At 35.3% G+C, this 21301-nt stretch carries 17 protein-coding genes; 10 read left to right on the forward strand and 7 right to left on the reverse strand.

What is annotated here, in order from left to right; genetic code table 11:
- The first annotated feature begins 99 nt into the window (after positions 1-99).
- The 3 genes from ACR9EA_RS05365 (at position 100) to ACR9EA_RS05375 (ending at position 4057) form a co-directional block, all read left to right on the forward strand.
- A complete protein-coding gene (locus ACR9EA_RS05365) occupies positions 100-2421 on the forward strand; it encodes an N-6 DNA methylase (protein WP_435138497.1) in 2322 nt (773 codons plus the stop codon).
- A gap of 6 nt (positions 2422-2427) precedes the next feature.
- Positions 2428-3060 (forward strand): hypothetical protein, encoded by a 633-nt coding sequence (locus ACR9EA_RS05370; RefSeq protein WP_435138499.1) that lies wholly within the window; start codon positions 2428-2430, stop codon positions 3058-3060.
- 151 nt (positions 3061-3211) lie between these two features.
- Positions 3212-4057, forward strand: a complete 846-nt coding sequence (locus tag ACR9EA_RS05375) for a tetratricopeptide repeat protein (RefSeq protein WP_435138501.1) — start codon at positions 3212-3214, stop codon at positions 4055-4057.
- Between the two features lie 21 nt (positions 4058-4078).
- On the opposite strand, the gene ACR9EA_RS05380 is transcribed toward ACR9EA_RS05375, so the two are convergent.
- Both ACR9EA_RS05380 and ACR9EA_RS05385 read right to left on the reverse strand, forming a co-directional pair.
- Positions 4079-4849, reverse strand: coding sequence for an XRE family transcriptional regulator (locus ACR9EA_RS05380; protein WP_435138503.1), 771 nt, complete (start codon positions 4847-4849; stop codon positions 4079-4081).
- A 201-nt stretch (positions 4850-5050) separates the two neighbouring features.
- Entirely contained in the window at positions 5051-5341 is a 291-nt protein-coding gene (locus tag ACR9EA_RS05385; protein WP_435138505.1) for an EamA family transporter, read from the reverse strand.
- A 103-nt stretch (positions 5342-5444) separates the two neighbouring features.
- Between ACR9EA_RS05385 and istA the strand changes: the two genes are divergently transcribed.
- Together istA and istB are read left to right on the forward strand one after the other, a co-directional pair.
- Positions 5445-6989: an IS21 family transposase gene (gene istA, locus ACR9EA_RS05390; RefSeq protein WP_435134522.1), complete on the forward strand. Its 1545-nt coding sequence runs from the start codon at positions 5445-5447 to the stop codon at positions 6987-6989.
- A 9-nt stretch (positions 6990-6998) separates the two neighbouring features.
- On the forward strand, positions 6999-7724 hold the full coding sequence (istB, locus tag ACR9EA_RS05395) for an IS21-like element helper ATPase IstB (protein WP_435134525.1): 726 nt from the start codon (positions 6999-7001) through the stop codon (positions 7722-7724).
- 8 nt (positions 7725-7732) lie between these two features.
- On the opposite strand, the gene ACR9EA_RS05400 is transcribed toward istB, so the two are convergent.
- From ACR9EA_RS05400 to ACR9EA_RS05420, 5 genes are read right to left on the reverse strand one after another with little or no spacing between them, the layout of a single operon-like run.
- Positions 7733-8500, reverse strand: a complete 768-nt coding sequence (locus tag ACR9EA_RS05400) for a DMT family transporter (protein WP_435138507.1) — start codon at positions 8498-8500, stop codon at positions 7733-7735.
- Positions 8501-8514: 14 nt separating this feature from the next.
- The gene (locus ACR9EA_RS05405) at positions 8515-9132 is read right to left on the reverse strand and encodes an FMN-binding negative transcriptional regulator (protein WP_435138509.1); all 618 of its coding nucleotides are present in this window, start codon (positions 9130-9132) and stop codon (positions 8515-8517) included.
- Between the two features lie 44 nt (positions 9133-9176).
- Positions 9177-9704: a GNAT family N-acetyltransferase gene (locus ACR9EA_RS05410; RefSeq protein WP_435138511.1), complete on the reverse strand. Its 528-nt coding sequence runs from the start codon at positions 9702-9704 to the stop codon at positions 9177-9179.
- Positions 9705-9742: 38 nt separating this feature from the next.
- On the reverse strand, positions 9743-10069 hold the full coding sequence (locus tag ACR9EA_RS05415; protein WP_435138513.1) for a DMT family transporter: 327 nt from the start codon (positions 10067-10069) through the stop codon (positions 9743-9745).
- Between the two features lie 8 nt (positions 10070-10077).
- Positions 10078-10530: a GNAT family N-acetyltransferase gene (locus ACR9EA_RS05420; RefSeq protein WP_435138515.1), complete on the reverse strand. Its 453-nt coding sequence runs from the start codon at positions 10528-10530 to the stop codon at positions 10078-10080.
- A gap of 87 nt (positions 10531-10617) precedes the next feature.
- Here ACR9EA_RS05420 and ACR9EA_RS05425 point away from each other — a divergent pair, with 87 nt between their 5' ends.
- From ACR9EA_RS05425 to ACR9EA_RS05445, 5 genes are all read left to right on the forward strand, one after another.
- Positions 10618-12090, forward strand: coding sequence for a PLP-dependent aminotransferase family protein (locus ACR9EA_RS05425; protein WP_435138517.1), 1473 nt, complete (start codon positions 10618-10620; stop codon positions 12088-12090).
- A 150-nt stretch (positions 12091-12240) separates the two neighbouring features.
- Positions 12241-13455, forward strand: coding sequence for a DNA polymerase IV (dinB, locus tag ACR9EA_RS05430; RefSeq protein WP_435138519.1), 1215 nt, complete (start codon positions 12241-12243; stop codon positions 13453-13455).
- Between the two features lie 34 nt (positions 13456-13489).
- Positions 13490-16450: a DNA polymerase III subunit alpha gene (locus ACR9EA_RS05435; RefSeq protein WP_435138521.1), complete on the forward strand. Its 2961-nt coding sequence runs from the start codon at positions 13490-13492 to the stop codon at positions 16448-16450.
- Positions 16451-16553: 103 nt separating this feature from the next.
- Positions 16554-16865 (forward strand): DUF6660 family protein, encoded by a 312-nt coding sequence (locus ACR9EA_RS05440; protein ID WP_435138523.1) that lies wholly within the window; start codon positions 16554-16556, stop codon positions 16863-16865.
- A gap of 94 nt (positions 16866-16959) precedes the next feature.
- Positions 16960-21297: a CusA/CzcA family heavy metal efflux RND transporter gene (locus tag ACR9EA_RS05445; RefSeq protein WP_435138525.1), complete on the forward strand. Its 4338-nt coding sequence runs from the start codon at positions 16960-16962 to the stop codon at positions 21295-21297.
- Positions 21298-21301 lie beyond the last annotated feature (4 nt).

The raw sequence follows: 21301 nt of genomic DNA on the forward strand, positions 1-21301 counted from the left end.
TTCACGCAACGAAACCATATACAAAACCGTTGGGCGTCATTATGAAAATAAATATCATCTTTAAAAGATAAACGAAGTTAGATTTTATATTTTTGCTAAATGAGCAATTTATCAGACATAGATTATTGGAAAAAAGATTTTGGATTACTTCCGATACACCTTAACCCTAAATTACATGAGGAAAGATTTCTTATGTTAAATGGTGGTAGCGGTGATTTTTGCTTACAAACATTCAATAAAGAAGAAGATAGAGACTTACTTTTCGAATATTCTTGGTCAACAAATACAAAAAACTATTTAGTCGTTGGTGAGGATAAAGTTAAAATAAATAATTGGTTTGACACTAAAACAGAAGAGATATCACGAGAAAAAGTCTATTCAAATATTGATAAGTTTTATAAATATCTAGTTTCAAAATCATATAGAACACAAAGTGATGTAATCCCATTTGTATTAGACATTTTTAGAAAATTAAGAAACTTAACTTTTGAAAAAGAAAAGCCTGTTGAAGCTCTTAATCTGCTTTTTAGGTTATTAGTAAACATTGAAGAAAACGATGATACTATAGATTTTCAAAAATGGGGTTTGTTAGAAACCCAAATTCCTGATAGATTTGAATATTTTTCAGATATAATAAGACAAGGTGTTAAATCAATTAAACCAAATTTAGATTTAATTTTAAGACATTCTTCAGGAACATTATTTCAAGAAGCTCACAGGGAAGTTATATATTTTAATCCTCAAAGAGACTTATTTGGAGGTGTTTCAAGTGATTTAATCACAAAAAATGACTCATACTCTAGCATACATTATACGCCACAATATTTAGCTCGTTCCATTGTTGAGAACTGTCTTAAAGAAATTGATTTAACTAAAAATGATTTAAAAATTCTCGACCCTTCTTGCGGTTCGTCTGAATTTTTAATTGAAGTTTTAAAACAATTAAAAAATTCAGGCTTTCAAGGTAATGTAAAAATTAGAGGTTGGGATACATCAGAAAGTGCCGTAAGTACTTCCGAATTTTTATTGAAATATGAAAATAGAACTCAATGGGATGGGAAACTTGATATTGAAATTAAACTAGTTAATGATTCTCTCTTAAAAGATTGGGGAAATGATAATGATTTAATTCTTATGAACCCTCCTTTTGTTTCTTGGGAATTATTAAAAGATAAAAGTAGCCGCGATGCAATTCTTGAAACTTTAGGCTCTTCAGTCAAAATAGGAAGACCAAATCAGGCAAGTGCATTTTTTTATAAAGCTACTAAATCTTTAAACGAGGGAGGAATAATAGGATGCGTACTACCCTCCTCCATTTTCACTTTTGATTCTTACAGTAAATTAAGAAACGAAATACAAGAAAGTTTGTCGTTAAATTTAATTGCTAAACTTGGAAACTTTGTGTTTGAAGACGCCTTAACTGATGTTAGTTTTTTTATAGGTAAAAGACCAAGATCTTTAATTATACCTAAATTAATTTGGACAAAAAATGAAAAAGGAAATGTACAAGATGCCTTAAGAGAATTAAGAAAATTAAATACAAATAATGAGCAATCAATCAATGAAAAAGCTTATAGTATTTATACACCATACAATTTCCCTATGATTAAAGATAGCTGGAAAGTAATTTCACTTGAAGAAAACCAGTTAATTAAAGATATTAAAAGATTTGTAATTGATGGAAATTTAACTCCGGTTGGGGATATATTCAATATAAAACAAGGGGCTTTATTAGGTCTTAAAAACATTTTCAAAATTTCACTTAATCAATTTGATTCTCTCCCTTCATCAGAAAAAAAATTCTTTAGACCTGTAATCACTAATGATTCCATAAAAACAGGAAAATTAACTATTAGTGAATATGTTTGGTATCCGTATAACAAAGATGGTTTAGTCATAAATCTTGAGTCGGAATTAGAATCAATTACATTTGCTCAAGAAAACTTACTACCACACAAAGACCGATTGTTAAAAAGGTCAAGTGTAAATAAATGGTGGGCTTTAACAAGGCCTAGAAACTGGCAGTTTGAGAAAAAACCTAAACTATATTCAAACCGTTTTGGAAATTCAAATTCATTTGCTTTTGATTCAAAAGGAAACTGTGTTATTGAAGAAGGAAACGCATTTATCCCAAAAAAACAATTTGATAATGAAGATTATTATTTTTATTTATCGTGTTTTACAAGTAAAACATTTGAAAAACTTCTCTCAATTTTTTCAAAACCAATAATGTCTGGTTATGATTTAGGTAAAATTCAAATTAAAGATATTCCAATTCCAAATACTAATTTAACACATACAAAAAATTCAGATGCTTATGTTAAACTTGTAGAATTAGGTAAAGAACTAGAAAGTGGTAATTCATCCGTAAAACAAGTAATCGATGATGTTTTAACAAATTATTTTTATCCAAATAATTAAAAAAGAATGATAAATCCTCAAAAATTAATTGATTCCATTAATAATGAGTGTAAAAATCTATTTTACAACAACTTCAATCTAAAACCTTTTTCTGGCCATTATAATATTTCCACTTATAGAATAGAAGGTAATTCAAATGGATTAAACAGATTTGAAAGTCCTTTTGAGCCTGTTAAAGTTTTAGATTGGTTTGGTGAATTTTGGATATTTTTAGAAATAAAATTTATATCCAAAGAATACAAAGTCAAAAGAAAAACTGTCAAAGATATTCACACTTATATATCGTTGTCTATATTTCAAGGAGAAGATGAAGATGATGATAAATTTCAATTATTCAGAGCAGAATGGGATGACTTTAACAACCCAAATGAAAAACATTCACAACCTCATTGGCATATTACTTCAAATCAGGCTTTAGAAAAAACATTTGAAGAATATTCAAATCATTTTGATAATGGTGATTTTATAGCGCTTTTGGAAGAACAAAAGCAAAAGATAATAGATATAAAAAGAATACATTTTGCTATGAATGGAAATTGGCAAAATGATGAAAATCATATACATAGAATTGATAATGTTCAAAAGATTGTTAAATGGCTTCAAGGGATGTTGAGACATTTAAGAACTGAACTTGAATAAAAATAACGTCGCCCAAGCGGTGTATAATTAATGGCTAGTTCGAGCCTACTTACGAAAATCCTCGCAGATTTTCTATTCGGTTTTTATTTGCTAAATTATGTGCTAACCCGCGCAACTACTCATAGCCAAACCGTTGTAATACATTTTGACCATGAAATTAAATAATCATTTACTTTATGTTTTAGTAATTTTAGTGTTCTTTACTAATTGCAAAAAAGACCTTAATTTAGAAAAAAATGAAATAGAGAAATCGGACTCTCAATTAAAAATCATTAGGAAAAGACAGGATTCACTTATTGATGTACATTTAAAAAATGGTGCATGGAAATACTCTTATTACTCTTCAGAATGGCAATCTGAGATTGACAAAGGATTAGCTAAAGATTCTACAATTGCTTATATGTGGCAGCAAAAAGCAATGCCACTTTTTAAACAAGGAAAGTATGAAATAGGAATGGAATATATCGATAAAGCTGTAAAATATGACAGACAGCGTTGGCAAGACTATAGAGCATTCATAAAATGTATATTTGCGAAAACGTATAGAGAAGCCATAAAAGATTTTGAAGATTGTAAAAAACGTTTTGGATATGGCTATGTTATGGATCACACCTATGATTTTCATATTGGACTTTCTTATTTACAACTGAATGAATTTAAAAAAGCAGAACAAATTTTTAAAATAGATTACGAAAAACAACTTTCAGAACACGGAGAAGATTGGTTACATCCTGTTGATTTATTCTATTATGGTATTAGCAAATATGAACAAGGAAAATATCAAGAAGCAATAGACTTATTCGATTTAGCCCTTAAAATTCATACTCAATTTTCAGATGTACAATATTACAAAGCTTTATGTTTAGGAAAAATTGGAAAAATTGAAGAAGCAAAAGAATTAATGAGAATAGCCGAAAATAATGGGAAATTAGGGTTTTCTTTTAATGAGGACAATGCTGTTTATGAAAGATATCCATATCAAGTAAGATGGAATTAAAAAACTCTAATTCCCCAATCACTACATCAATCGCTCTAAAGCTTTTAATTCCACCCCAAGTGTTGTAAACATCTGGATGATGCTACTAATTTTTAGTTCCTGCTCGTCGTATTCTTGGGTGTTGATGCTGCAAGTGAATTCCCAAAGTTCCAATACCTCATCAATCACAACATCATAAGGTTCGTATGCGCTGTTGTCCGATACCAAGCGCAAGGTATTATTCGTGTCAATATGGTTATAAACCCTTTTATAGACCATGCCTTCATTTTGGGTGATGAGTACATAGGTACGGCCACTTATAATATCCCGTCTGCTATCCACAAAGCGCCCAATCACATAAGCCCCTGGTTTCATTGGCAGCATGGAATCCCCTTTAATCGGAAACGCACGATGTTTACCCGTAGGCAAAAACGGCAGCTTGATTTTCTGTAATTGCTCGATATATTCGGGATCATCATAACCTGCCAGATATCCAGCACTGGCTTTAACAGGCACCACCTCAATTAAATCCTCATTATTACTATCCACAGTAATAGGAAATAAAACCCGTTGATTGCCGACTTCTATAAACGAGGCATCGTGCCCCTTGGTTAAATCGTTGCGCAACAAAATATCTATCGGTAATTTAAAATAGTCCGATACCGCAATTAAAAACTCGATAGTAGGCGCTGAGCGCCCTTCTTCGTAAGAGCCAATCCGTGAGCGTGTCACCTTCAAATCCTCTGCAAGGACTTCCTGCGTTAAACGCTTCAAATGGCGTAAGTGTTTTAGGTTTTTAGATATCATACTCATAACAAATAGTTTATTATAAAATGATGCGTTTTAGATGTTAAAAATATTCTTTGCTACAAATATAAGTAACAAAAGATTGTAAATGTAGCTAATTTTGTAACATTAATAATATTTAAATCTTAATTTTACGGCAACTAAATACCCGAATTTGGAAAAGATAACCTTTGGTTTTTGTAAGTTCTTTATAGAAAAATAGGTTGTTTACAATTTCATTTTGGCTTTACTCTTAATCAGTAATGGAACACCTTTTTGATTGAAATTTAATTCTGAAATTATTGTAGCAATTAATATTAATGTGCCACCAAATAAAAGTCTCCAGGATAAACTTTCATTTAATATCATATATGAAGCTAAAGCAGCAAAAACAGGTTCAAACAAATAGATAATTCCAACCTTTTCAGCACTTATGAATTGTTGCGATATATTTGATACGGTATACATATTGCAAAAAACGGCCATAGTGAGCCACCTGCAGCGGATTAAAGTGAGCATAGTGCGGCGGATGAAATTGAGCCACCCACAGCGGATGAAACTGAGCCACTAAAAAAATCGATTCTATTTGTACGGCATTTTCGATCTTTTACCTAAAAAGATCATGGCCAATAAACAAATAGATATGCGTAAAATAAAACAGATATTTAAGCTTTACAGTGAGGGTGTCAGCAAGCGAAAAATAAGCCTCCAACTTGACATTTCACGTAATACCATCGATAAGTACATCGATTTCTTCAAACGATATGGGTTAACAGGCTATGAAGTGTCAGCCATGACCTTAGAAGAGTTGGACAGACTTTTTAAATCGGACCAAAAAACCAAACCCGAACAGCTTGTTATATTAGAAAAGTACTTTCCTTATTTTGATAAGGAGCTTCGCAAAACGGGCGTTACCAAAGAACTTTTATGGCAGGAATATTATGCCAAGCATCCTAATGGCTATAAACTATCCCAGTTCAGATACTGGTATCGAGAATGGAGCAAGGAAGTGTCGCCTGTAATGCATTTTACACACAAAGCCGGCGATAAATTATTTATAGATTTTACAGGAAAGAAACTCACCATAGTGGACAGGCACACAGGAGAAATCCAGGATTTAGAGGTTTTTGTGTGTGTTTTGGGCAGTAGCCAATATACTTATGTAGAAGCCTGTGAGAGCCAGAAGAAAGAAGACTTTATGGCTTGTGTAGAAAATGCACTTTGGTTTTATGGAGGCGTACCACAGGCTCTAGTGCCCGATAACCTTCGGGCAGCTGTTAATAAAAGTAGTCGCTATGAACCTAGAGTTAATGCAGATTTTGCAGATTTTGCAGAACATTACGACACTGCAGTATTACCTACAAGAGCCTACAAACCTCGTGATAAGGCCATTGTAGAGAATGCCGTTCGCATCATATATACCCGTGTATTTGCACCGCTCCGCCATCAAACCTTTCATAGTAAATCAGAGCTTAACAAGGCCATATTAGAGCAGCTTAAAAAGCATAATGCTATGTCTTTTAGAGGGCGCGAGTACTCCAGATATTCTTTGTTTGAAGAAATCGAAAAACAAGCCTTGAAACCCTTACCAGAAAAGCGCTATGAAATTAAGAGGCAGTCCAGAGCTACCGTTCATAAAAATAGCCATATATACTTTGGTAAAGACAAACACTATTATAGTGTGCCTTACCAACATATTGGCAAACGTGTTAAAGTTATATACTCTGAGAGTGTCATTGAGATCTACCATCAAAATGAACTGTTGACCTTTCATGCAAGGGCGCCTAAGAAATACGGGTATACGACCACCAAGGAACATATGCCCTCACACCATCGCTTTGTTAGTGAATGGAGCAGTGAAAAATTTATCGATTGGGCAGGCCACATAGGAGTACATTGCCAAACCATGATTATTAAAATCCTGAACAAAAAACAACATCCAGAACAGTCCTATAAATCCTGTTTAGGTATACTTCACTTAGCCAAAAAAGTGGGAAAACAGCGCTTAGATAATGCTTGTAGACGTGCTTTGGATTATGACTCTTATAATTATAATATGATAGAAAACATACTAAAAAAAGGATGGGACAAACTAGATGAAACCATAGAGGAACCCGTTGATATCCCCAACCATAATAACATTAGAGGCAGTCACTATTATAAATAAAATTAGATTATGAATACAAAAACATTAGAACAAATGAAGCAACTAAGGCTCTTTGGTATGCATAGAGCCTTTGAAAATAGTTTAACGCCCGAGAGCATTAACTACACCAGCGACGAACTCGTAGCATATCTTACCCAATCTGAATGGGACGATCGTCAAAACCGTAAAATAGAACGCTTAACAAAATCGGCTTACTTTAGGTACAGTGCCGTCATGGAAGCTATAGACTATGATCCGTCAAGAGCACTCGATAAAAACCAGATCCAACGTTTTTCTTGTTGTGATTTTATTAAAAATAAACAAAATATCCTTATAACTGGAAGTACTGGTGCCGGTAAAAGCTATATGGCCTCTGCTATAGGACATCAAGCGTGTTCTCTAGGCTACAAGGTTGTGTATTATAATACCAATAAACTGTTTACCTTATTAAAAACCGCTAAGGCAGATGGTTCCTATTTAAAACAGATTAGTAAACTAGAAAAACAAGATCTTTTAATTTTAGACGACTTTGGTCTTAGAGCTCTGGATAATATGAACCGTCATGCATTAATGGAAATTATTGAAGACCGCCATGGTAAACACAGTACCATTATTGCCTCGCAATTACCTGTGGAAGCCTGGCATGAACTGATAGGAGAACACACCATTGCAGATGCCATTTTAGACAGGCTTGTACACACAGCTCATCGTATTGATATTAAAGGAGAATCTATGCGTAAAAAATTAAAAAAATAACACTAAATTTAAACACAAATGAATCGATTTTGAGCACTTAGTTTACTATGCTCAGTTTGACCCGCCGAGGGTGGCTCACTTTGTCCGCCCCATCCATACATATAAGCAGTAGGTAGCATAGCACAAAAAGCTATTCCCATCCAAAACGTTTGGTTTTGAGGCATCCAGTTAGCATTTGTATCAAATAATGATAGTATAAATGTAATTAGCGTACAAACCATAAACATAGGACTGATTGTAGGTAAAACATTTTCCTTTTTACTGTAACGCTCTATTTTTATTAAATATACAGAGAAGCCAAAAGCTCCTATCATAGTATAAATGTCTCCAATGTTCACTGATAGTCTTTCCGTAATTGATATAACTCCTAATCCAATCAAGGCCAAAAAAGCAGCCACCCAAATTCTAAATGCTATATTCTGCTTGTAAAAGACCGTCTTTAGCAATGGTATTATTACCACGCACATTCCTGCAATAAAAGCACATTGATTTGCATCACCGTGTTTTACGCCCAATGTTTGAAAAAATATTCCAAAAACTAAGGGTAACGCAAAAGATATACTGGTTTTAAATACCCTTAGATTTACTCTTTTTAGGTGTTTTCTAAAAATTAAACTTAGTAGTATAGTTGCAATTAAAAACCTGTAAAACAGAAAGGTTGTTTGTGAATAGTTTCCCATACTCAGCTTTGTTACAGGAAAGGATACACCCCAGAAAACTGTTCCTATAATAAGTAAAATCAAAAACAATCGTTTCTTATCAACTGAATTACACATAGTTATAGGTGTGTTTATTCTTTTTGTAAGTCAATTTTCATATATTCTGATAACTTTTGAGCAGCTGTATCTTCACTTTTGCTTAAATGTTCCATAATATTAATTTGCTCTATTTTACTTTTATTTTGACTCAATTTCTTTTTTCCTAATATTTGTTCAATCTCAATTTCAAAAGCAACAATACCATTCATCATTCTTTTCTTATATGAGTCGTTAAGACTATCCCATTGTTCTGAGTACTCCTCTTCATAAAAAACAATCATCTCTTTTAAAATACTTTCTTTCAATTCTATTGAATCAATTATTTTACCTGTTCCATATACTTGAACAGTTATGTAATCCCAGGTAGGAACGTTATTTTTACTTGTATAAAGTTTAGGTGAAATATAAGCGTGAGGTTCTGTAAAAATTACTAAACAAGGGCTACTTTCAATATAATTATAGTGTTCGTTCCCTTTTCCAAAATGTGAACTAATAATTAATTTTTCATCCTTCTCTTTAATCACAAATGGTAGTTGCGTGGCAATGGGTTTTCCTTCCTTAATATTAATAAGCGTTGCAAAACTAAATTGCTTTATAAAAGCTAAAACATCTTCTTTAGCATCGAATTTGAAATGATTTGGTATATCCATTTTACAGTAAATTTTTGATATTATTTTTTTTAATTAATTATCTTTTATTGGAAACTGAGATTTTTCTTCATCATAATGTCTGTCTGTTCATCATTCCCTAATTTAAAAATGTGCTTATCGAATTCTTCAAAACCATTTTTCTTATAAAAGTTTATTGCCCTTGGATTTTCTTCCCATACGCCAAGCCATAGATAAGGAGCATTAATACTGATAGCAATTTCTAATGCTTTATCATAAAACAATTGTCCAACTTTCTTACCGTGATACTCTTTTGCTACATATATTCTTTCTACTTCTAAAGCATTTTCATTTTGTGCTTCGGTTTGTGCTTTGCCTGTATTGGTTTTTAAATACCCAATTACAGTTTCATTGTCAAACGCAACATAAAATTCTGAGTCTTTTTCATTCAATTCATTTGTAAGTTTTTCAGTTGAAAACCTTTCATCTAAATATTTTTTCATATCATCTTCTGTATTTCCAGTTATGAAGGTTTCGTAAAAAGTTTTTCTCCCTATAAACTGTAGAATTTCAATATCATTTAGCGTTGCTTTTTTTAATGTGTTTGTATTCATTTTTCAATTATTTTAATAAAGTTATTTTCGTTTTTTATTTAATGTGAAACTACTTTTAACCCTACAATCGAAGCGATTAAAGTGCTTATAAAAAATAGTCTCCAAAATGTTGCAGGTTCTTTAAATACAAAAATCCCCACTATTACAGTACCTACCGCCCCTATACCTGTCCATACCGCATATGAAGTTCCAAGTGGTAAAGTTTGCGTAGCTTTTATTAATAAACTCATACTTATGATTAGTGTAGCTACAAATCCAACATACCATAAATACATTTCATATGTCGCACTTTCTTTTGCCTTTCCTAAACAATAAGCAAATGCAACTTCAAACAGACCTCCTATAATTAAGATTATCCAATTCATATTTTTACTTAATTTAACGGTAAAGTAAACCTCACTTTTTCCTTTCCAATGCCACCAATGCGCTTATAAAATTTAATAGCTCTTTCATTAAATTCTGGTGTTTGCCATTGCATATTGATGCAATTATGCTCTTTCCCGATTTCCTGAATTTTATCCATTAAGACATTACCTATTCCAAAACTTCTATAGTTTTCCTCTATATACAAACAATCCAAGTAAATAAACCTTTGGGCGTCCCAGGTTGAGAAATCAAAGGTGTATGTAGTATATCCAATAACTTCACCTTGTACTTTCACAACCAAACAATTCAATAGTTTTTCTTCTGAAAAGATAGCTTCCAATAATTTTTCTTTCTTATTATCAGGCAGATATGCGCTCTTCTCAAATTCTGCGTGTTGTCGGCATAAATCTAATAGCTTGTCAATATCTTTTTCTTCACATATTCTAATACTATAGTTCATTATTCAATGTTTAATTTTATTAAGTCACAAAGTTATTGCTAAATTGGATTACCTTTGTAGTCCATTTAGTGAAAAACGAATAGTCCAATGTCGCAAACTCTCTTTACTGCAATTACTTTGACACATTCAACAGAACGTCCTGTTTATTTACAGTTAGCAGACGAAATGTTAGATTTAATAAGAAGTGGTAAGTTAAAATCAGGTCAAAAATTACCCAGTTCACGTAAAATAGCTGAAACGTTAAATATTAATCGGGTAACTGTTACCAAAGCTTTAGAAGAATTGCAGTTACAAGGATGGATTGAAAGTTATGTAGGTAAAGGTACGTTCGTTTCCTTCCATATTCCAGAGTTGTCTCCAACCAAGTTAGAAACTCAAAATAACAAACAACCTCTTAAACAATCAGGTTTCGAAATTCGGTCAAATAATTATCTAAATAATCCTTACTTTATTTCAAGTGTACCTTTGCATTTAGATGATGGTTATCCAGACCCTAAATTAGCCCCTTTAAAGGAATTATATAGAGCTTATAGGTCTCAGCTCATAAGAGAAAGTTCATTATACTCAAAATTTGGTGCATATAGCCAACCAGACGGCTCAATGTATTATAGAGAAGCACTTTCCAAATATTTAAACAATACCAGAGGTTTAAAAACAACTCCAGACAATATTTTATCAGTTAGAGGTACTTTAATGGGGTTAAATCTCGTATGCAATGCTTTAATACAGCCAGGGGATGTAATTGTTTCTGGAGTCCCTGGATGGCAAAGGGCGGAACATAATTTTTTACACTCTAAGGCAAAACATATAGGGATTTCTGTAGATGAATTTGGAATTGTTGTGGATGAACTTAGAGCCATATGTAATAAAACTAAGGTACGTATGGTTTATGTTACCCCTCACCATCATTATCCTACAACTGTTTCTCTTAGGATTGACAGACGTTTAGAACTTCTTAACCTTGCTAACGAATTTGGCTTCATTATTTTTGAAGATGACTATGACTTTACTTTTCATTATAACAATAGTCCACTTTTACCCCTTGCAAGTGCTGATGAAAATGGTATGGTTATCTATTGTGGTTCTTTTAGTAAAAGTTTTTCTCCTGCATTTCGTATGGGTTATATTGTGGCTTCTGAGAATGTGATAAAACATCTTGCAAATATTAGAATGCTTTTAGATAGACAAGGAGACCATATTTTAGATAATGCAATGGCAGAACTATTGAATGAAGGTACAATATCAAGATACTTACGCAGAACACTATCAATTTACAAAAAACGAAGAGATTTCTTTTGCGAACTTCTGGAGTCAGAATTAAAACCACATATTAAATTTAAAATTCCAGATGGAGGTATGACAGTATGGACAGAATTTGATAAGTCAGTTAACCTTCCAGAACTATCTAAAAAAGCTTATCAAGAAGGCTTATACATTTCTGATGGAATATTGCATAATAGTTCTACATACAATAAAAATGCAATCAGATTAGGTTTTGCTTCATCAACAGAAAGTGAACTTTCACAAAGCGTTGAAATAATGCAAAACTTGATAGGGTAATAGTAACCCCACCGCACAGCCATTTGCTTCCAGTAGGTTCTTTATTTATAACAAATAGTTTATCGTAAAATGATGCATTTTAGATGTTAAAAATTTACTTTGCTACAAATTTCAGTAATACTTGGTTGTATTTGTAGTTAAATTTGTGGTATGAATAAAAATATACTACATCTGGATCTGGACACTTTTTTCGTTTCATGCGAACGTCTTATCGATAGTCGTTTACAAAAACGCCCAATTTTGGTTGGTGGTACAGGCGATCGCGGTGTTGTATCAGCTTGTAGCTACGAAACCCGAAAGTTCGGTGTGCATTCGGGCATGTCCATGAAAGTGGCACGACGGCTCTGTCCCGAAGCAGTGGTGATTCGTGGGAATGCTTCGGTATATTCTAAATATTCACATCAGGTTACCGATATTATCAAAGAAAAAGTACCCGTATTTGAAAAAGCCAGCATCGATGAATTTTATGCCGATTTAACAGGGATGGATAAATTTTTTGGCTGCTACAAATACGCATCGGAAATACGAACCACCATTATAAAGGAAACAGGCTTACCCATTTCATTCGGACTCTCAGCCAACAAAATCGTATCTAAAGTGGCTACTGGAGAAGCCAAACCCAATAACAAATTGCGTATCGATCAAGGTTTTGAGAAGGCTTTTTTAGCACCGCTGTCCATTAAAAAGATTCCGTCAGTAGGTAATAAAACCTATCAGACACTTCGGAATCTGGGCATCGATAAAATCAGTGTCATTCAACAAATGCCTGTTGAAATGCTCACCAGTGTATTGGGCGTTAACGGGCGTACCATTTGGAAACGTGCTTTGGGGATTGATAACCCACCGCTCATTCCGTTTCACGAGCGCAAATCCATATCTATGGAACGTACTTTTGGAAAAGACACAATCGATATGCATAAACTCCGAACCACCATTTTTGCTATGGCCGAAAGTTTGGCATATCAACTTCGAAAAGGCAACAAACTGGCAGCTTGTGTAAGTGTGAAAATTCGCTACTCCGATTTCAACACCTATTCCAAACAAATGCAAATCCCGTATTCCAGTGCCGACCATGTCATTATCCCCAGAGTATTGGAACTGTTTGAAAACCTTTATCAGCGTCGTTTGTTAATCCGCTTGGTGGGTGTAAAATTGAGTAACCTGGTAACAGGGAACTATCAAATCAATTTATTTGATGATACCGAAGAAATGCTCAACCTGTACAATGCCATGGATAAAATTAGAAACCGCTTTGGTGAACACAGCATCCAAAAAGCATCAGCGCTAGGAGCAAAAGCCATCGGTGGCACTCAGAATCCATTTAATGGCGAACCACCCATCGTTTTGGCGCACCGTACACAATAGTAATCAATTAAAATAACAGTCAACACCAACAGCAATGTACCTCAATTGCCACACATACTATTCGCTACGTTTCGGAACCTTTTCTGAAACAGAACTGTTAGAACTTGCCCAAGGGCAAGGTGTGCAGACTTTGGTGCTAACCGATATCAATAACACATCGGCATGTTTAAATTTTATTCGAAAAGCATCAGATTATAATATCAAACCCATCGTTGGTATCGATTTTAGAAATGGAGCAAAACAGCAATTTGTGGGGATTGCCAAAAACAATTCGGGGTTTCAGGAGTTGAATGCCCTTTCGTCAAGCTACAGCCATAACAAACAAACGATTCCTAACCAAGCCCCAGAACTAAAGGACGTTTACATTATTTATCCCTTTGAAGCGGTTTTAGAACAGGATAAAACGGATTTCAAATCCCATGAGTTTATCGGTGTTTCGGTAGCAGAACTTAGGAAACTCCCGTTTACCAAATACATTCAGTACACCGATAAACTGGTTGTACAACAGCAAGTCACCGTTCGCAACAAACGCGATTTTAATGCTCACCGTTTGCTAAGGGCTATCGATAATAATACTTTGTTGAGCAAATTGCAAAAAACGGAAGAATGCAACCCTGACGATGTTATGTTACCGCTTTCGGACTTAGAACAAGCGTTCGCAGCATTTCCGTTTATTATTGAAAACACCAAGCAAATTTTGGAGCAATGCCACATCCATTTCACTTTTGGAGCCAATCGCATTTCTCAAAACCAACAAACGTACTTAGACACCAAAGCGGAAGATTTCGAGTATCTGGAAAAACTCTGTAAAGAGAAACTATCCAAACGTTACAGCCAGCCTAGCGCAAAAGTAAAAACCCGATTACAAACCGAACTACAAACCATAAAGGCTATGGATTTTGTGTCGTATTTTCTCATTAATTACGACATCATCAGCTATGCCAAATCCCAAGGATATATTCATGTAGGGCGGGGGAGCGGCGCCAATAGCATTGTGGCCTATATTATCGGGATTACCGATGTGGACCCCATCGAACTCGATTTGTATTTCGAGCGTTTTATCAATCCCTTTCGAGCATCGCCACCAGATTTCGATATCGATTTCTCGTGGAAAGACCGTGAGGATATCACACAGTATATTTTCAAACGTTTCAACAACGTGGTTTTATTGGCGACTTACAATACCTTTAAATATCGTGCCGTGGTGCGCGAACTAGGGAAAGTATTCGGTTTACCCAAAGAGGAAATTGATAAGCTGGCAGCCGATAAATACCAAACACAAACCTTAGACGAGATGTCCAGTCTGGTAATAAAATACAGCAAGCTCATTCAGGGCTTTCCCAATCATTTAAGCGTGCATTCTTGTGGGATTCTCATTTTGCAAGAACCGATTCATTATTATTCGGCAACCGATTTACCTCCGAAAGGTTTTCCAACGGTACAATTCGATATGATTATTGCTGAAGATACTGGCATCTTTAAATTCGATATCCTTGGGCAACGCGGACTAGCAAAAATTAAGGAAGCCATTGAAATCATCCAATACAACCGTACCGAAGCACCGCCCATTGATATCACCCAAGTGGAACAATTCAAAAAAGACCCCAATATCAATGCGCTCTTAAAAAGCGGACGTGCCATTGGTGCGTATTATGTGGAATCGCCAGCCATGCGTGGCCTCATGCAAAAGCTGCAAACACAGGATTATATCGGACTCGTAGCAGCGAGTTCCATCATCCGTCCAGGTGTGTCCAGTTCGGGCATGAAACAGGAATACATCAAACGCCAACGCTTCCCCGAAACCCGAAAACAAGCCAATCCAAAACTACTAGAGATTATGCCGGAAACCTATGGTATTATGGTCTATCAAGAAGATGTGCTAAAAGTCGCCAACCAATTTGCCGATTTAACCTTGGGCGAAGCCGATGTGCTGCGCCGTGGCATGAGTGGTAAGTTTCGATCCCGAGCAGAATTTGTAGCGGTTGAAGAAAAATTCATCAACAACTGCAAAGCCAAAGGCTATACAGACGAGCTTACCATGACGGTATGGAACCAGATTAAAAGCTTCGCGGGCTATGCCTTTGCCAAAGGACATTCGGCATCCTATGCGGTGGAGAGTTACCAAAGCCTGTTTTTAAAATGTTACTATCCCTTAGAGTTTATGGTGGCGGTGCTCAATAATGGCGGTGGGTTTTACAGCGCCGAACATTACATACACGAAGCCACAATGTGGGGGGCTGAGGTGCAAGCCCCCTGCATCAATACCAGCGAACATTACAACATCATTAAAGGCAAAACCATTTATTTAGGCTTAGGCTATCTAAAAAGTCTGGAAAGCCTAGTGGTAAAGCGGCTACTTACCGAACGGAATTTCAATGGCGAATTCACCTCTTTAGCCGATGTGATAGACCGTGTTACGATAAGCATCGAGCAATTAACCATTCTTATTCGGATTGATGCCCTAAGGTTTACAGGACAGCCTAAAACCGAATTGCTCTGGCAAGCCATTTTTAAATGCAATGCCAATAAAGCCAAAACGCCACAGGCCAAATTGTTTAAACCGCAACAAAAAACGTTTGTATTACCTAGTTTAAAAACTTCAAACATAGAAGACGCCCACGACCAAATGGAACTGCTGGGTTTTCCCTTATGTTCCTACTTCGACCTGATTAACGAAAGCTTGCAGCCCCATATAAAAGCCAAAGAGCTAAAACAGTACATCAATAAAAAGGTATTACTGTACGGCGTACTGGTCAATACCCGATTCCATAAAACGTCACAGGGCAAACGCATCCGCTTTTGTACCTTCACCGATCAGGACGGGCACTACTTCGATACGGTACATTTTACCAAAGTTGTACACCAATACCCAATCCACGGTATTGGCGTGTATGCTTGTTACGGCACCGTAACCTCAGATTTCGATTTCTGTAGTTTGGATATTATTTGGAGTCGGAAATTGGAGGTGATTGGAGATCCAAGGGGCAGCGTTTAGTTTTGAAAATGTCGTTTGATTTTTCAAAAGATGTGTTACAGATAATTATTTTACTAAGTGTTTTGCACAACCATTGCATTAAAATATTTTTATCTTTGTCTCAATGAAAGTTTTAGCACTTATATTATCTATTTATATCTTTGCACTCAATTTAGTGCCTTGTGAAGATAATGCTATTCCTGATAATGAGGTTAAAACTGAAATCTCTCAATCGTTAGACAACGACCATCAACATCAAGGAGCAGATTTATGCTCACCATTTTGCCAGTGCCATTGTTGTCATATTCACGTTACACATTTTAATGTTGTAGATTACAGTTTATCTAATACTATTATTTCAACACAATTATTCTATTATTTTGAAGGTCTTGAAAAAGACTTCAATACTAATCTTTTACAGCCACCACAGGTTTAATGAATCCCTGTTATGCAGGTATCTTATAAATTCAAGTAACCCATTTTGAAATAGGTTGCCTATCTCTATTTATAAATTCATTATAACCCTTACTATGATTAATAAAATCATTGATTTTTCAATCAATAATAAATTCATTATTGGTTTGCTAACGCTTACCATTATTGGAGCAGGTATCTGGAGTATGACCAAAGTACCCATAGATGCCGTTCCGGATATTACCAACAACCAAGTTCAGGTAATAACGCAATCCCCAAATTTAGGAACAGAAGATATTGAGCAAATAGTTACCTATCCTGTTGAGGTGGCAATGAGCAATTTGCCCAATGTGGAAGAAATTCGCTCAATTTCACGCTTTGGTCTGTCAGTTGTCACCATTGTATTTGATGATGATATGGGTACATATCTTCCGAGACAATTGGTTGCTGAAAAACTCAACGAAGTAAAAGAACAAATTCCTGCGGGTTTTGGCGAACCTACAATGGGACCTATATCCTCAGGTTTGGGAGAGATATACCAATACACATTAAAAGTAAAACCAGAATATAAAGATAAATATTCCATTTCAGATGTGCGTACAATGCAAGACTGGATTGTACAACGCCAAATGGCAATGGTTCCTGGTGTTGTCGAGGTCAATGCTATTGGCGGTAAAATAAAACAATATGAAGTTGCTGTAGACCCTAACGAGCTTAAATCTATTGAGATAACCATTACAGATGTATTTGAAGCCCTTGAAGCTAATAACCAAAATACGGGTGGTGCTTATATCGAAAAAAACCATCAGGCTAATTTTATACGAGGGGAAGGATTGGCAAGAAGTTTAGACGATATTAAAAAAACTACGGTTAAAACCATCAATAATGTGCCTATTACCATTGGCGATATAGCAACAGTTCAATTTGGTTCAGCCATTCGCTACGGAGCATTAACACAAGACGGCGAAGGCGAAGTTGTCGGTGGCTTGGTAATGATGCTTAAAGGTGCAAATTCAAATGATGTGATTGCCAATGTTAAAGAGCGAATGGTTGAAATACAAAAGTCGCTGCCAGAAGGCGTTGTTATTGAACCTCTTTTAGACAGAAGTAAGTTAATTGGAGAAACGACATCAACAGTTGCTACAAACCTTATTGAAGGGGCTTTAATCGTTATTTTCGTCCTCATTTTCTTGTTGGGTAATTGGAGAGGTGGTTTAATTGTAGCTTCAACTATTCCACTATCGTTACTGTTTGCATTTATTTTAATGAATGTATTCAACGTATGGGCAAACCTGATGAGTTTAGGAGCTATAGATTTCGGTATTATTGTAGATGGTGCAGTGATTATTGTGGAGTCTACGGTATTTCTTATCGCTTCCCAAGTACTTAAAAAGAAAAAAATTACAGCCAAAGAGCGTGATCAGGTTGCAGCATCGGCTTCCAAAAAAATGATGAATGCAGCCTTTTTCGGTCAGTTGATTATACTTATTGTGTTTCTTCCCATTTTAGCCTTACAAGGTATTGAAGGGAAAATGTTCAAACCAATGGCATTGACCTTCATTTTCGCTATGTTGGGAGCTATGGTATTGTGTCTTACCTATGTCCCAATGATGTCTGCTTTAATATTGAGACCGCCAAAGAACAACAAATTATCTTATGGGGATAAATTTGTGTATTGGGTTGAAAATAAGTACAAACCTTTATTGGAAAAAGCCCTTTTAAAAGGAAAATGGATTGTTGGGATTTCAGTGGCACTATTTGCCGTAGCAATCTTTATGTTTACCCGAATGGGAGGTGAGTTTATCCCACAACTCGATGAAGGTGATATAGCATTCCACGCCATTTTAAAACCGGGCAGTTCACTGTCTGAAACCATAGAAACCACTACCAAAATAGAACAGATTGTTAAGGTGAAATTTCCCGAGGTAGAAAAAATAGTGAGTCGTATTGGTGTAGCCGAAATACCTACTGACCCAATGCCTATGGATATTGCCGATGTATTCGTTATACTGAAGCCTAAAAATGAATGGGCCACGGTAGAGACAAAAGATGAGCTTATTGAAGCAATAAAAGAAGCTGTTGAAATGATTCCTGGAGTCAATTATGAATTTACCCAACCCATAGAAATGCGTTTTAATGAGTTACTTGAAGGGGTGCGGGAAGATATTGCCATTAAACTATATGGTGAAGATGTTGATATCTTATCGCAAAAGGCTGAAGAAATTACCAAAATAATTGCAGGTACTGAGGGTATTGGTGATATGAAAGCCGAAGCCACAACAGGTCTGCCTCAAATGACCATAACCTACAATAGAGATAAGTTGGCGCAATACGGACTGCAAATCAACACACTTAACAAAATGGTGCAATCGGCATTTGCCGGAGGAATTGCAGGCGTTATTTTTGAAGGCGAAAAGCGGTTTGATTTGGTAGTTCGTTTAAAACAGCAAAACCGAAAAGACATATCCGATATTCAAAATTTATTTGTGAATTTGCCTTCAGGAGTACAAATTCCACTTCGTGAAATAGCTGATATATCTTATAAAGCGGGACCTATGCAAATAAGTAGGGACAATACCAACAGAAGAACCTATGTAGGTATAAATGTAAGAGGGCGTGATGTAAAATCATTGGTAGAAGAAATTAAAACCAAATTAGATGCACAATTAGAATTACCCTCTGGTTATTTTGTACGCTATGGCGGTGCTTTTGAAAATTTGGAACGAGCCAGTACCCGCTTGCAAACCGTAGTACCTATTGCCTTACTACTTATTTTCGTACTGATATACTTTGCTTTAAAATCGGTACCACAAACCTTAATGATATACATTGCTATTCCAATGGCTACCATTGGTGGTATAGTAGCGTTGTGGCTACGAGATATGCCCTTTAGCATTTCGGCAGGTGTTGGTTTTATTGTATTGTTTGGCGTGGCCGTACTAAACGGCTTGGTAATGATAAGTGGCTTAAATGAATTGAAAGAAGAAGGTGTTACCAATTTAAAAGAACGGATTTTGGAAGGCACAAAGCGAAGAATACGCCCTATTATGCTAACAGCATTTACAGATGTGTTGGGCTTTTTACCAATGGCTGTTTCAGCTTCGGCAGGTGCAGAAGTACAGCGTCCGTTGGCAACGGTAGTTATTGGTGGATTATTGACTTCTACATTACTCACTTTATTTGTATTGCCTATTTTATATCATTGGGTTGAGAATAAATCGTTTAGGTTGGAGCCGAACAAAAAAGTAGTGAGTGCAACCGCAGTACTGGTTTTAATGTTTGTGTTTTCAACTCGAAGTAATGCACAACAAATCACGGATACATTGCCTAAAATTTCGTTGAACGAAGCTGTTGCCTTATCTAAAAAGAACTATCCACTATTAAAGCAAAAACAATTGGAAGTTACCAAACAGGAAAACCTTAAAAAATCTACGGCATACGATTTTGGTTCTACTCAAATCTTTACAGGTGGTGAAGAAATCAAAGATGGAACAGGAATCTACACAACGGTTGGTGTTGGACAATCAAATATGGATGTGTTTGGAATCGGAGCAAAACGAAAACTGCAACAACAACGCATTGAGTTGTCTCAAAAAGCATTGCAATTATCTGAATTGGAGGTAGAACTGGAAGTGAAAAAAGCGTGGGCAAAATGTTATCAGTCTATGAGAAACTTTCAGTTGTACAAAGAGCTTGATTCCATCTATGGTAATTTTGAACAAGCAGTTACGCTGAACTTTGAAGTGGAAGCCATTTCTAAATTGGAGTATTCAGCGGCAAAAAATCAAGTGTTTCAAATTCAAAATAAAAAAGTACAGGCATACAGAGATTACCTCATAGCCATACAACAGTTAAATCTTTGGTTATTTGAAGACGAAATTTATACTGTATCAGAAGAATTGGAAAACATTGCAACGATTGAAACTGATAGCTTATCAACAAATGAACATCCAATGGTTACTGTCTCAGAAAATCAATTGAATGTCGCCGAAGCAGAATTGAGGGCGGCAAAAGCCGATAATTTACCGAAATTGAACCTTCAGGGTGGTTTACAAAAAGTTAATGGTAATTCAGGTTTTTATACCTATCAAGCAGGAATTTCCATTCCATTCCTGTCAGGTTCAAACAAAGCCCGGATTAAATCAGCAAAAATTGACAATGCTATTGCAGAAAGTAATTTGTTATTCAAAAAACAAGAATTACAATCACAATATGCACAAGCAAAAGAAAATTATTTAAAATGGAAACTGTCTTGGGCATTTTACGAAACACAAGTGTTACCGTTAACCAAAGACCAGAAATCAGGAGCGTTGTTGGCGTACAAAGAAGGCGAAATTGATTATACCACATTTACACAATTGGTAAAAGAAGCCGTACAGTCAGAACTGGAAGCTCAAAATGCTTTAATCAATTATTTAGAAAGTGCATTTCAATTACAATATTTCAATCAATAACATT

Origin of the sequence: Formosa sp. A9 (assembly GCF_051200825.1) — a bacterium.
Classification (GTDB): Bacteria; Bacteroidota; Bacteroidia; order Flavobacteriales; family Flavobacteriaceae; genus Formosa.